12 protein-coding genes are annotated in these 12,208 nt (G+C 61.0%); 5 read left to right on the top strand and 7 right to left on the bottom strand.

Annotated elements, in window-relative coordinates:
• Positions 1-11 precede the first annotated feature (11 nt).
• The 6 genes from J1G33_RS03265 to dinG all read right to left on the bottom strand — a co-directional run bounded on the left by J1G33_RS03265 (position 12) and on the right by dinG (position 8,463).
• Positions 12-476, bottom strand: coding sequence for a glycine zipper 2TM domain-containing protein (locus tag J1G33_RS03265; protein WP_003189251.1), 465 nt, complete (start codon positions 474-476; stop codon positions 12-14).
• A 264-nt stretch (positions 477-740) separates the two neighbouring features.
• On the bottom strand, positions 741-1,388 hold the full coding sequence (pdxH, locus tag J1G33_RS03260; RefSeq protein WP_032877344.1) for a pyridoxamine 5'-phosphate oxidase: 648 nt from the start codon (positions 1,386-1,388) through the stop codon (positions 741-743).
• 27 nt (positions 1,389-1,415) lie between these two features.
• A complete protein-coding gene (locus J1G33_RS03255) occupies positions 1,416-2,561 on the bottom strand; it encodes an OmpA family protein (protein ID WP_005785808.1) in 1,146 nt (381 codons plus the stop codon).
• 142 nt (positions 2,562-2,703) lie between these two features.
• Positions 2,704-3,849, bottom strand: a complete 1,146-nt coding sequence (locus J1G33_RS03250) for an EstA family serine hydrolase (protein ID WP_032881067.1) — start codon at positions 3,847-3,849, stop codon at positions 2,704-2,706.
• A gap of 83 nt (positions 3,850-3,932) precedes the next feature.
• Entirely contained in the window at positions 3,933-6,230 is a 2,298-nt protein-coding gene (locus tag J1G33_RS03245) for a beta-galactosidase (protein WP_223017677.1), read from the bottom strand.
• Between the two features lie 88 nt (positions 6,231-6,318).
• A complete protein-coding gene (gene dinG, locus J1G33_RS03240) occupies positions 6,319-8,463 on the bottom strand; it encodes an ATP-dependent DNA helicase DinG (RefSeq protein ID WP_005785803.1) in 2,145 nt (714 codons plus the stop codon).
• 99 nt (positions 8,464-8,562) lie between these two features.
• Between dinG and J1G33_RS03235 the strand changes: the two genes are divergently transcribed.
• On the top strand, positions 8,563-9,027 hold the full coding sequence (locus J1G33_RS03235; RefSeq protein WP_032877347.1) for a CopD family protein: 465 nt from the start codon (positions 8,563-8,565) through the stop codon (positions 9,025-9,027).
• 467 nt (positions 9,028-9,494) lie between these two features.
• On the opposite strand, the gene J1G33_RS03230 is transcribed toward J1G33_RS03235, so the two are convergent.
• Positions 9,495-10,253: a collagen-like protein gene (locus tag J1G33_RS03230; protein ID WP_032877348.1), complete on the bottom strand. Its 759-nt coding sequence runs from the start codon at positions 10,251-10,253 to the stop codon at positions 9,495-9,497.
• Between the two features lie 188 nt (positions 10,254-10,441).
• Here J1G33_RS03230 and J1G33_RS03225 point away from each other — a divergent pair, with 188 nt between their 5' ends.
• From J1G33_RS03225 to J1G33_RS03210, 4 genes are read left to right on the top strand one after another with little or no spacing between them, the layout of a single operon-like run.
• Positions 10,442-10,939, top strand: a complete 498-nt coding sequence (locus J1G33_RS03225; protein ID WP_032877349.1) for a DUF6231 family protein — start codon at positions 10,442-10,444, stop codon at positions 10,937-10,939.
• Positions 10,940-10,943: 4 nt separating this feature from the next.
• Positions 10,944-11,414 carry a YchJ family protein gene (locus J1G33_RS03220; RefSeq protein ID WP_032877350.1) on the top strand — a complete coding sequence of 157 codons (471 nt, stop codon included), beginning with the start codon at positions 10,944-10,946 and terminating at the stop codon, positions 11,412-11,414.
• A 21-nt stretch (positions 11,415-11,435) separates the two neighbouring features.
• Positions 11,436-11,918 (top strand): LEA type 2 family protein, encoded by a 483-nt coding sequence (locus J1G33_RS03215; RefSeq protein WP_005785795.1) that lies wholly within the window; start codon positions 11,436-11,438, stop codon positions 11,916-11,918.
• Complete coding sequence (locus J1G33_RS03210; protein WP_003189235.1) at positions 11,915-12,115, top strand: SEC-C metal-binding domain-containing protein; 201 nt, start codon at positions 11,915-11,917, stop codon at positions 12,113-12,115. Before J1G33_RS03215 ends, J1G33_RS03210 begins: the two co-directional genes overlap by 4 nt.
• Positions 12,116-12,208: the final 93 nt, after the last annotated feature.

The raw sequence follows: 12,208 nt of genomic DNA, 5'->3' as shown, positions 1-12,208 counted from the left end.
TTACTTACCGCTTAGCGAGTAACGCGGCTGGTACCGTCAACGGTCATGATGCGTACGCGGTCACCGATGCGGAAGATTTCATTTTCCTGCACGGCTTGTACGTAGGCGCGCATGCTGCCGTCGTCTTCGCGCACGGTGATTTCCACGCCCTGGGTGCGGGTCAGGCCTTCTTCGGTGGCCGAGCCCAGCAGGCCGCCCGCGACCGCGCCGATTACAGCGGTGACGATGCTGCCACGGCCGCCACCGATGGCGCTGCCGCCAACACCACCGATGACTGCGCCAGCAGCGCCGCCGATTGGGGTCTTGGTGCCTTCGATTTTCACCGGACGCAGGGATTCGATGGTACCCATGCGCACGGTCTGAACGCGACGCGCCTCATCACGGGAGTACGAGTCGCCGGTCAGACTCGAGGCGCAGCCACCCAACAGCAATGACAGGGTGGTAAAGCAGGCAACTAGTAAAACGGACTTACGCATAGCATCAACTCCAAAGGACAGGTATTCATTAAACGCTGTGGCTTGGCGCCTGTCACGGCAAGCCGGGCAGAAAATTGCTTTCATTCAGCCTGAGTACAGACTGCCAGCACCAGAAAACACGACCAACGGTAGCCTAACTGTGGTGCGCAACGGTGCCATCAGCTGCTTGATCATTGTAGCCGCACAATCAAAAGCGCCGAAGTCTCCTGAATAGAGACGTCGGCGCAATGGGCATGATTCAGGCGCAATGACGAAAGGTGACGCTCAGGGCGCCAGACGCTCGCGGATCCATTGAGCGTCTTGTACACGATAGTTGAGACGATCATGCAGGCGGCTGGCGCGGCCCTGCCAGAACTCGATGCGCTCGGGCAGCAAACGGTACCCACCCCAATGCTCGGGGCAATCGGGCTGGGTATCGCTGAAACGCTGTTCGGTGGCCTTGAGCAGATCGTGCAGCTCTTCACGGTCACGAATGACCCTGCTCTGCGGGGATGCCCAGGCGCCGAGGCGGCTGCCCAACGGGCGCACCTGGTAATAGGCATCCGACTCTTCAGGGGTGACCTTGACCACGCGCCCTTCAATACGCACCTGGCGTTCCAGGGTCGGCCAGAAGAACGTCATGGCCGCAAACGGCCGCGCCGCAAGTTGCTCACCCTTGGCGCTCTGGTAGTTGGTGAAGAAGGTAAAGCCCTGTGCATCCAGGCCCTTGAGCAACAGGATGCGACAGTGCGGGCGACCGTCCTGGTCGACCGTCGCCAGGGTCATGGCATTGGCCTCCACCGGCGGCTGTTCGGTTTTCACCGCGTCGCCAAACCATTGGTGGAACAACGCAAACGGCTCGCCGGGGGCCTGGGCCTCGCTCAAACCGTCCCGTGTGTAGTCACGGCGCATATCAGCCAGTGCCTGGGTCATGCGGCTTTATCCTTATGGTTCAACGGCTCAGTTTTTCGCCTGGTCGTTCGAAGCGGGTGCAGCAGCCTTGGCTTTGGTTGCAGCCGGCTTCTTCGCAGCAGGTTTGGCCGCGGCCTTTTTAGCCGCTGGCTTGGCGGCCGCTTTCTTGGCCGGAGCCTTCTTGGCTGGTGCTTTTGCCGCTGGTGCCGGGGCTGGAGCATTCTGCACGGCAACCATTTCAGCAACCGGTGGCGTCTTGCCCGAATTGTACTGGCTCAGCAGTGCAAGCATCGTTGTACGCTGAGTGAACATGATTTCCATGCGACGATTCAGCGCACGCCCCTGGTTGCTGTCGTTGGCGGCACGCGGCATAAGGTCGCCCATGCCACGCAGCATCAAGCGGTCCTGCTTCAAACCACTGAGGCTGAAGATCGAAGCAATCGACTGCGCACGCTCCTTGCTCAACGCCTGGCTCGCAGGAGCGCTGCCGGTGGCATCGACGTGGCCCAGAACCAGTACGGCGGTCTTGGGATCAGCCTCAACGGCCTTGGCCACACGAGTGAACGGGCCCAAAGTCACCGGCAGCAGCATCGCCGGACGCTTCGGGTTGTAGGAACCGTCTACCGGGGCAATCACGACCAGCACGTTGTCGCGACGCTCCAGTTGCAGCGAACTACCCTTGATGGCCTCGCGCAGGCGTGGCTCGTAGTCGTCCAGCCAGGCTTGGGTGATTTTCGGGTCAGGCATTGGCACATTGGTCACGTCGACCTTGGCCAACGGCTTTGGCTTGCTTTCGAACGGCCACCACCAGCGGGGTTCGGCGTCGGTCTTGGCGACGACAGGTGCCGCGTCGGAAGTCGGGGTTGCGGCCTTCAGGTCGGCTTTCAGGTCGGCCTTGGCATCGGCGGCTTTTTCTTCGGCACTCTTGGTGGAGAACGGCCACCAGCTGTAGCCGGTATCAGCCTTGGCGGGCGAAGCAGGTGCAGCAGCAGCGGCGACAGGTTCAACAGGCTTGGCGCCAGCAGCTGGTTTGGCATCCGGCTTGGCGTCGGTTTGGGTCACTGCGTCCTTGGTCGCAGCCTTGTCCGATCCAAATGACCACCAATGCCCACCTTCGGCATCATTTTGTGGAGTTTGTGCGCAACCTGTAATAGTGAGGCACAGCGCCAGTGCCAAGGACTTGTTCGATAACATGAGATATCCACAAAATGAGAAAAAACCAGGGGGCCTGATGACCCGTTAAACAGACGCTTAAAGAACATTCAAGTTACAACATGTCGTTCAGCATCTTTTTATACTTGCCTTTGTAACAAAAAATTGTGAAACAGCAAGGGGTTTATAGACAACCGGCCAATATTCCGACCAACTTCTGCGCACGCGGGTCCATAAGTACGTAAGGGCCCAGGGTATTAGTCACAAAACCGAACGCTACATCATGTTCAGGGTCGGCAAAACCCACTGAGCCCCCTGCGCCGGGATGCCCGAAAGCACGTGGCCCGAGGCCGAACGTGGCATTGGGCAGCTGCGGTTGATCCAACATGCAGCCCAGGCCGAAACGGGTTTGGGTCAATAAGGTTTTATCCGGCCCAATACTGTGTTCACGGGTCAATTGTTCGAGCATGTCGCTTTCCAGCAAACTACCGTCCAACAAACCGCTATAAAACCCGGCCAGGCTGCGCGCATTACCGTGACCATTTGCCGCGGGCTGCTGCATGCGTCGCCATTCGGGCTTATTAGTACTGGTCAGAATAGACGGTGGATTGGCAAATGCCCGTGTGGTCATCGCCGCCGGTTCGCGCATCATTACTTGAAGTAACCGTTGCGCGGCCTCATCCCCCATATTGCCCTTGCTGCGCGCTATATGGGCCACCCGATAAAACTCTGCATCCGCCAGGCCAACGTGGAAGTCCAGCCCCAGCGGCCGTGCGACCCGTGCCACGATCGACTCACCCGGCCCGCGCCCATCGGCGCGGCGCAACAGTTCGCCGACCAGCCAGCCGTAGGTAATCGCCTCGTAGCCATGACCCTCGCCTGGTGTCCACCACGGCGCCTCGGCCGCCAGGGTGTCGACCATCAGTTGCCAGTCATACAGGGCTTCGGTAGGCAGCATTTCGCGGATGGCCGGCAGCCCGGCCTGGTGGCAGAGCAACTGGCGCAATGTGATCGCCTCCTTGCCCGCCGCCGCGAATTCCGGCCAGTAGTCAGCCACCGGTGCATCAAGCTTGAGCTTGCCCTCGGCCACCAGTTGCAAGGCAGTGACAGCCGTGAAGGTCTTGGTGCAGGAGAACAGGTTGACGATGGTATCACTGTGCCAGGCTTCGGCTCCGTCCTTGTCGGCAGTACCGGCCCACAGATCGACGACGGTTTGCCCGCCTACCTGGATGCACAGCCCGGCACCACGCTCCTGGGGATCATCGAACAATGCGGCAAAGGCTTCGCGTACCGCTTCGAACTGCAGCTCGTAATGACCCTGAATCTGCACCTGATTCCCCTCGCAAAGCACCATGAAAAAGTGGCCGCCATTCTTTCAGCCATTGTGGGTTTTGTGAACCCGTCAACGACGAATCAATGACCGTTGCCGGAGTGCCCACCGGCATGTCCAGCGCCCTGCCCTGCGCCTTTGCCGCCCTGCCCCTGCTTGGCGCCTTCACTTTCACGCGCCGTGCGGGTCGCCTTGGCTTTTTGCGCCTCACGGCCCAACTGGTCGACCGCCGCCAGGTTGCTCTTGCGCACACTGTCAACGAAGCCCTGGAAAGGTACATCGGTGATGCCGACAAGGCCGAAATGGCCGTTTTCGCCATCCAGCAGACGCCCGGTGACCGGCTGGTCCAGGTACTGGAACCAGTGCACGCCAACAATCGACGGCTCGGCCATGGCCTGCTTGAGGAACGTGGCGTACGCCGTACCGCGATCTTCTTCGCGGGCCAATTGCGTCACGCCGCCCCAGAACGGGCCACGGTCGGCCGAGCCGAAGTTGAATTCGGTGATCAACACAGGTTTGTCCAACGCACGCAGGGCGGCGAAGTCATAACCGTCCTGGGGTTTTAGGGTGTACATGTTGAAGCTCAACACATCGCAATACTGCGCGCACGACGCCACTGCTTCCGGGGTGCTCACGGCAAAACGGCCGCCCAGCAACAGTTGATTCGGCGCGTGCCACTTCAGCGAGTCGGAAATGGTCTTGAAGTAAGCGTCGGCGAAGGTCTTCTGGAAGTACTTGAAGTCAGCTTCGATTTCCGGGTGTTCAGGGCTGGGCATCGGTGGTTCGAAGCCTGGGTCTTCCATCAGTTCCCAACCCGCCAGTTGAATGCCCCAGGCTTTGGACAGACCTTCTTCGTTGCGATATTTGTCACGCAGCTGCTTGAGGAAAGCGCGCTTGGCCGGAACATCGGTGGTCATGCGCAGGGTGCCGTAAGCCAAGGCGTAGCGGGATTTTGCATCGTCGCCAGGACCGGCCCAGGCCAGTTCGTTGTCGGCAAAAAAGCCGATCAACCACGGATCGTCGCGGTGATCACGAGCGGCGATGGCCACGGCGCGTTCGGTGGCCATGGCAAAACGTGGATCGAACGGATCGGGCATACCGCCCCACCAGTCGGTGCCGGTGCTGATGCTCGCGTAGTCACCCACAATCGACAGCGGCAGGGTATAAGGCACGCGGTCGGCAGTGGCCAGGTCCTCGTCGCTCCAGTTGCCCACGGTATTGAAACCCCAGGCTTGCAGACGGTCCAGGGTGTGCGTCACCCAGCGCTTCTGGTCCAAACCCTCGCCGCCGTAAGTGCGCTGCAGGTTGGCGCCATAAAAGTCATACCAACGCCCCGAACCAAAGCCGCGACCTTCGCCGGCACCGTTGCCGGTGCGGTTATCGCTGCTGCCGTAATACTTGTCGAAGGGTTCGCCGGCCTTGGGCAACGCCGCGAACATCCACTCACGCCCTGCCACGTAGGTCTGGCTGTTATCCGCAGCCACGGTGTTGACCCCCAGTGAATAGAACGGATGACCTTCAGGCGTCACCAGATACCAGCGGCCGTCGCGCTTCTCTGTGCGGAAAAAGCCGCTGGAATCGAACGCCGGGCCTTTGTTCCAGCCGCCGTATTGGTCCAGGGAGGATTTGTCTCGCTCAGCCAACCAGGTTTTGAGCTGCTGCTGCTCTTTGGCAGCCGACGCCTTGAGCTGCTCGTCGCTGCTGACCTTTTCCGGCCAGCGCGCCCGGGTGGATTGGCCAAAAGCATCGACCAATTCGCTGTAGGCGGCCGTCATTACCGGCTCGCTGTCCTGCACGCCAAAGCGCTCCAGCAGGATGCTTTGGGCGGCATTGGGCTTGATCATCGACAGGGTCACCGACACTACCTGGCTGCGGTCGATTTCGCCGGCACTGCCGGCCAGCAATACGCGCTGACCATCCACGGTCATCGGCATCGGCGGGCCAGCCTTCATGCCCTGGCTCAGTGGCGAGTTGGCTTGCAATGGTACCAGCAGGGTCTGCGCAGGCCCGGCCGGCAGGTCGATGCGGCTGACCAGGGTCTTGCCGTCGGCGCTCTGCACCTTGACGTAGAGGGTCAGTGCCCAGTTCATCGCGCTCTGGATACGCAGGCTCATGGCGCTCGATTGCGACCAGTCCCACACACCGGATTGCGGGCTGAGCACCAGGCTTGGCTCGGCCGCCGGGTTGAAGGTGATACGGCGCAGCACCTCGCCTTCGGGAGTTTGTTCGGCGTTGTATTGGGGCAGGCTGGCGTCCTGAGTCGCCACCTTGACCACATCGGCAGGCCGGACGAAGTTGAACAGCGTTTGTTGCCCGGCAGGCGCGGCCATCAACGGCGCAGCGAACAGCAAGGCAAAAAGAGCGGGCAGCGTGCGAATCATACGAACAAGGTTCTCCCAAACGGCCGGTGAATGGCCTGGTGATAGTGATGAGATAGACCACAAAGTGGGCGAATTCGCCCACGGGGGTTTAAGAAATTTCGCGCCTGAACGGCGGCAACGCATTGAGGATAGCTTTGCCATAGCGTTGGGTGACCAGGCGGCGGTCAAGCAAGGTGATGGTGCCGCGGTCTTGCTCGGTGCGCAGCAAGCGCCCGCAGGCCTGCACCAGCTTCAATGAGGCATCCGGCACCGAGATTTCCATGAACGGGTTGCCGCCACGGGCTTCGATCCATTCGGCCAGTGCGGCCTCGACCGGATCATCGGGCACCGAGAACGGGATCTTGGCGATCACCACGTGTTCGCAATAAGCGCCAGGCAAGTCCACGCCCTCGGCAAAACTTGCCAGGCCGAACAATACGCTGGAATCACCGCCGTCGACCCGCGCCTTGTGCTTGTTCAGGGTTTCCTGCTTGGACAGGTTGCCCTGGATAAACACCTGTTTGCGCCAGTCGCGATCGAGGCCATCGAACACGTCCTGCATCTGTTTGCGCGACGAGAACAGCACCAGGGTGCCGCGCGAACCTTCCACCAGTGACGGCAGATCGCGAATGATCGCCGCCGTGTGGGCCGCCGCATCCCGAGGGTCAGCCTTGAGGTCCGGTACGCGCAGCACACCGGCATCGGCATGATGAAACGGGCTCGGTACCACAGCGGTAACGGCCTTTTTCGGCAGGCCGGCGCGCATACGGAAGCGATCAAAGGTGCCCAGGGCGGTCAGCGTGGCCGACGTTACCAGGCAGCCGTAGGCCACGTTCCACAGGTTGCGGCGCAGCATTTCAGCGGCCAGGATCGGGCTGGCGTTGACCTCGATATCAAACAGCGCACCGCTTTCCGACAGGGTAAGCCAACGGGCCATGGGCGGGTTGTCTTCCGGATCTTCCACGGTGAACGCGGTCCACAGCTCCCAGTTGCCCTGGGAGCGGGACAACAGGCTGCCGAACAGCGGGTACCACTCCTCGGCCTGGTTGCTGGCGATACCGATATTAACCTCGCCATCCATGCCTTCCTTGAGCAAATCCGTAAGGCGGGTGAACAAGTCGGTCAGGCGTGAAAAGCCTTTCTTCAGCTCGATGCCCATTTCGCGCATGTGCTCGGGGATCATGCCGCCGACAAAACGGTGGCGCGGGCGCTCACGGCCCTCGACATCTTCGCCGGGTTTGAAGTCGGCCACCTGTTCGCAGGCGCTGAACATGAATTGCTGTTGGGTCTTGATCTCCCGCGCCAGTTCCGGCACCTGTTCGATCAGCTTGCCCAGGTCGCCGGGCAGCGGATGCTGGGCCAGCAACTTGGTGAGGTTCTTGGCAGTGGTTTCCAGCCAGTCGGCAGTGGAACGCAGGCGCGTGTAATGGGCGAAGTGGCCGATGGCTTTGTCCGGCAGGTGGTGACCTTCGTCGAACACATAAAGCGTGTCGCGTGGGTCGGGCAGCACCGCGCCGCCGCCCAGTGCCAGGTCGGCCAGCACCATGTCGTGGTTGGTGACGATGACATCCACCTTGCCCATGCCTTCGCGGGCCTTGTAGAAGGCGCACTGGCCGAAATTGGGGCAATGGCGATTGGTGCACTGGCTGTGGTCGGTGGTCAGGCGCGCCCAGTCGGAGTCTTCCAGGGCGGTGGGCCAGCTGTCGCGGTCGCCGTCCCATTTGTTGCCGGCCAGTTTCTCGATCATGCTGGTAAACAGCTTCTGGCTGGCCTCGTCGACCTCGATCTTGAAGCCTTCTTCTTCGAACAGCGACGCGGTGGCGGTTTGCGCATGGCCTTCCTGCAGCAACACGTCGAGCTTGGACAGGCACATGTAGCGGCCACGGCCCTTGGCCAGGGCGAAGGTAAAGCTCAAGCCGCTGTTGCGCATCAGGTCGGGCAAGTCTTTGTAGACAATCTGCTCTTGCAGGGCGACGGTGGCGGTGGCGATTACCAGGCGCTTGCCGGCGGCCTTGGCGGTGGGGATCGCGGCCAGGCTGTAGGCCACAGTCTTGCCAGTACCGGTGCCGGCCTCGACGGCCACGACCGCAGGTTCGCCCTCGCGGCGACCTTCGTCGTCGGTGTCGATATCCCCGAGGACTTTCGCCACTTCGGCGATCATCAGGCGTTGGCCGTAGCGCGGTTTCAAGCTCTTGGCTTCGAGAAAACGCGAATAGGCGCCCTGGATCGTGGTTTTGAGTTCAGTGCTGATCATGGATAGTCGGGCGCAAAAAACGCTGGATAAATTTTCAGTGGTTCGGATCGGCCGCTATCATACCCCGCTAATTAATCCCGCGCAGAACGGAGTACCACAATGACCGCGTTTAGCCTCGCTTACACCCTGCATGTACTGGCCGCCCTGATTTGGGTCGGCGGTATGTTTTTCGCCTGGATGATCCTGCGACCCGCCGCCATGGCGGCCCTTGAGGGCCCTGCCCGGCTCAAGTTGTGGGCAAATGTGTTTCAACGTTTTTTTGTGTGGGTGTGGGTCGCGGTCGTGATTTTGCCGATCAGCGGCGTTGGTTTGCTGCAACTGCGCTTCAACGGTTTTGAAACCGCGCCGCGCTATGTGCAGGTGATGATGGGGTTGTATCTGGTGATGACCGCGCTGTTTATCCGCATCCAGGCGTTGAAGTTTCCTGAACTGAAGGCCGCGGTGGCGGCTGAGGATTGGCCGGCGGGCGCGGCTGCGTTGGGGCAGATTCGCAAGTTGGTGGGGGTTAATTTGATTGTGGGGTTGGTGGTGGTGGCGATTGCTTCGGCCCGGCCGATGTTTTGAAGGCGAGGCTTGCACTGCCATCGGGGTGTGGATATCTACACAACTGCAGTTCGCAGCACCCAACGGTAACCACGATGCGAAGCGAGCCGCTCTTGACCTTGATCTTGCTCTGCTTTTGATCTCAGGCGCCCCGTCAAACCACGCTGGCCGGAATTCGACAGGGATTTGGGGGGTAAACCGGCAGGGATGCCGGTTTAGCCGCCCCGCGCCATGGATGGCGCGTGGCGGCGGCCCCCCAAATCCATGGCGGATTACGGGCACACCGAGCCCAGGCGAGGTGCCGAGTGGTGGGGCAAGAGCGCTTTGGTTACTTTCGCCTGGGCCGGCATTCCGGCTTTTCGAAAGTGACCCGCCGTAAGGGCGGAACCAATAGCAGCCGTTACCCAAACAACGGATATGTACTCGGTCTGATCCAGCATCCTGGTCGGCCCTAAGGCCGCCATCGGGGGCAAGTCGGAACAGTCGACTCAGAGCCGCTGAATAGTCACCGCCCCCGCAGGCCCAGCCGGCCCCGGCTGCCCTTCAAGCCCAGGCCGGCCCTTGTCGCCACCATCGGCGCGGTACACCAGGCAGCCCTTGGACTGCCCACCCTTGCCAGGTTTACCCGCCACGCCAGGCAACCCACCGGCACCGCCGTCCACCCAGACCTTGATTTGCTCAATCGGGAAGTCCTGCGGCAACTCCAGGCGTACCTGCGCACCCGCCGCACCCGGCAGGCCGTCACCGCCGTTGTCACCGTTAAACCCGCGCCCGGCCGAACCCCAGGTGCAGCCTGGGTCCACGCCGTTGGCGCCGTCCAGGCCCGCGTACCCTTGGGCACCGGCACCGCCGCGGGCGTCTACCGACAACACTTCAGCAGTGAGGGAATTGATCCGCAAGGTCAGGTCACGCCCAGCCTTGGCAGGTTTTTCATGGGTGCCGGGGGCGCCGCGGGACGTGATCTGGCTACCCTGCTCCAGTTGCGCCTGGCGCACTTGCATTTGCAGCGCGCTAGCGCCGGGAACAATGGTGATGCGTGCGTCACGCCCCAGGTGCAACTCATCCACAGTGACCTGACTGATAGTGGCCGGAATCAGCAAAGTGCCATAGTCCGCCACGTCCAGGCGCTCAAGCTGCAACACGCTGGTACTGCTGGGCAGGCGCATCAACGAGTTGGTTTCGACACTGACGCTCTGGGCCAGGGCAATGGGGCTGACCAACAGGGCCAACAGAAAAACCTTACGCATCATGGGGCTCCTGAGTACTTTCAAATTTTTCTTTGAGCGCACAGTAACGACTTCTACCGGCGATTTGCCAGTGAAGGATCAAAAAACTTCCGCAGGTACGGTACAAGCCGCCGTGGCCTTGACCGCAATGTCCTAGGCTCGCACGCCCAGCCGCGCTAGTCTCTACCGTCCTGATGTGAGGATCTGCAATGACCGCTGGAATTTCTTCCCGTACACCCCAGCAAGCCCTGGCTGCCCTGCTTGAGTTGCACCAGCCCAAACGCCTGCTGTTATTGGGCGCCAGCCAGTTTCCGGCGCTGGAGGCGTTTAAAACCGCGCACCCGGATGTGAACGTCTGTGTCGCCGCACCTGGGCCACTGCCTGCCGAACTGGCAGCGCAGCGTTTTGATTTGGCGCTGGTAGTCGATTGCCTTGAACACTTGCCCAAGCCTCAAGGTCTGACGCTTCTGGGCGGCATTCGAAACCTCAATGCCAGCCGGATCGCGGTGCTGGTCGACCTGCGCGCCTGCGAATGGAAGGACACCGACTTCTTTTCCCTGGCCCTGCAAGCCGGCGAGCGATTCCAGCGCGATGAGCAAGTTCTGACGCTGTTTACCTATGATCTGCTTGACTATAAACAAGTGCCCGACTGGCTCAACGCACGCTTCTGGGCCAACCCGGAGAATTTTGGAAAGTATTGGTGGTAACCCGATGAGTACATCCATTTGCCCGTGCGGCAGCGGCAATCTGCTGGATGCCTGCTGCGGCCATTATCACGCCGGCCACCCGGCGCCCTGTGCCAGTGCGTTGATGCGCTCGCGCTACAGCGCCTATGTGATGGGCCTGGTCGATTACCTGGTGGCCACCACCCTGCCCGCGCAACAGGCCGGTCTGGACCGCGACGCCATCGCCGCCTGGAGTGCGCAGAGCACCTGGCTGGGCCTTGAGGTGGAAAGCTCCGAGGTCTTCGGCGGCCAGCCGGAACACGCATTCGTCACCTTTACTGCGCGCTGGCATGACAGCACCGGCGAACATAGCCACCGCGAGCAGTCTTCTTTCGTACAGAATGAGGGGCGCTGGTACTTCATAGACCCGACGGTGGAACTGAAGGCCGGGCGTAATGACCCGTGCCTGTGCGGCAGTGGGCAGAAGTTCAAGAAGTGCTGTTCCAGCTACCTTTAATTCACTCACAGGGATAACGCCATGCTTCGGATTTATAGCTTGATGCTGGCGTTAACCCTGGGCCTGACCGGCTGCGCCTCGTGGTTCGAAGATGACTCGCCGCCGCCTCACGTATCGCTGGTGAAGGTCGAAGTCGTGCGCGCCAAGCTGCTGGAGCAGAAATTCAAACTCTACTTTCGCGTGGACAACCGCGACGATGCCGACCTGACCGTGCGCGGCCTGATCTACAAGGTCACCCTTGGCGATCTGGTGTTGACCGAAGGCGAATCCAATGAATGGCTGACCGTGCCGCCGCGCGGTCATAAAGTCTTCCGGGTCTCGGTACGCACCAACCTCTGGCCGCGCGTACGCGATGTGGTGCAGATGCTGAAAAATCCCGAGCGCCCCGTGCCCTATCGTCTGGAGGGCGAGCTGAAAACCGGATTATTCATCGGTAATGACGTGCAGGTGGCTCACAATGGCGAGATAATCCCCGGCGATTTTATTCCGGAGCAACATCGATGACTCAGCAACCCCATGTCCATGGTCCTGACTGCAACCACGATCACGATCACCATGATCACGACCACGGCCATGTCCACGGGCCGAACTGCGGCCACGCTCACCAGGAACCGGTGCGCAACGCCTTGAAGGATGTTGGCCGCAACGATCCTTGCCCGTGCGGCAGCGAGAAGAAATTCAAGAAGTGCCATGGCGCATAAGCCGCACTGATGATCAAAATGTGGGAGGGGGCTTTCTCCCTCCTACATTGATTTGCACATAGCTTGAGCACTCACGCAATTACACAACTCCCG

Source organism: Pseudomonas sp. P867 (assembly GCF_019891455.1).
GTDB classification, from domain to species: Bacteria; Pseudomonadota; Gammaproteobacteria; order Pseudomonadales; family Pseudomonadaceae; genus Aquipseudomonas; species Aquipseudomonas synxantha_A.
The sequence above is the reverse complement of the archived record's forward strand: the minus strand, read 5'-3'. Positions and strand labels throughout refer to the sequence as shown.

Coding starts and splice junctions, on each gene's coding strand:
- J1G33_RS03265 (WP_003189251.1), bottom strand. CDS start 476: ATGCGTAAGTCCGTTTTACTAGTTGCCTGCTTTACCACCCTGTCATTG.
- pdxH (WP_032877344.1), bottom strand. CDS start 1,388: ATGACCCAGGCACTGGCTGATATGCGCCGTGACTACACACGGGACGGT.
- J1G33_RS03255 (WP_005785808.1), bottom strand. CDS start 2,561: ATGTTATCGAACAAGTCCTTGGCACTGGCGCTGTGCCTCACTATTACA.
- J1G33_RS03245 (WP_223017677.1), bottom strand. CDS start 6,230: ATGATTCGCACGCTGCCCGCTCTTTTTGCCTTGCTGTTCGCTGCGCCG.
- dinG (WP_005785803.1), bottom strand. CDS start 8,463: ATGATCAGCACTGAACTCAAAACCACGATCCAGGGCGCCTATTCGCGT.
- J1G33_RS03235 (WP_032877347.1), top strand. CDS start 8,563: ATGACCGCGTTTAGCCTCGCTTACACCCTGCATGTACTGGCCGCCCTG.
- J1G33_RS03230 (WP_032877348.1), bottom strand. CDS start 10,253: ATGCGTAAGGTTTTTCTGTTGGCCCTGTTGGTCAGCCCCATTGCCCTG.
- J1G33_RS03225 (WP_032877349.1), top strand. CDS start 10,442: ATGACCGCTGGAATTTCTTCCCGTACACCCCAGCAAGCCCTGGCTGCC.
- J1G33_RS03220 (WP_032877350.1), top strand. CDS start 10,944: ATGAGTACATCCATTTGCCCGTGCGGCAGCGGCAATCTGCTGGATGCC.
- J1G33_RS03215 (WP_005785795.1), top strand. CDS start 11,436: ATGCTTCGGATTTATAGCTTGATGCTGGCGTTAACCCTGGGCCTGACC.
- J1G33_RS03210 (WP_003189235.1), top strand. CDS start 11,915: ATGACTCAGCAACCCCATGTCCATGGTCCTGACTGCAACCACGATCAC.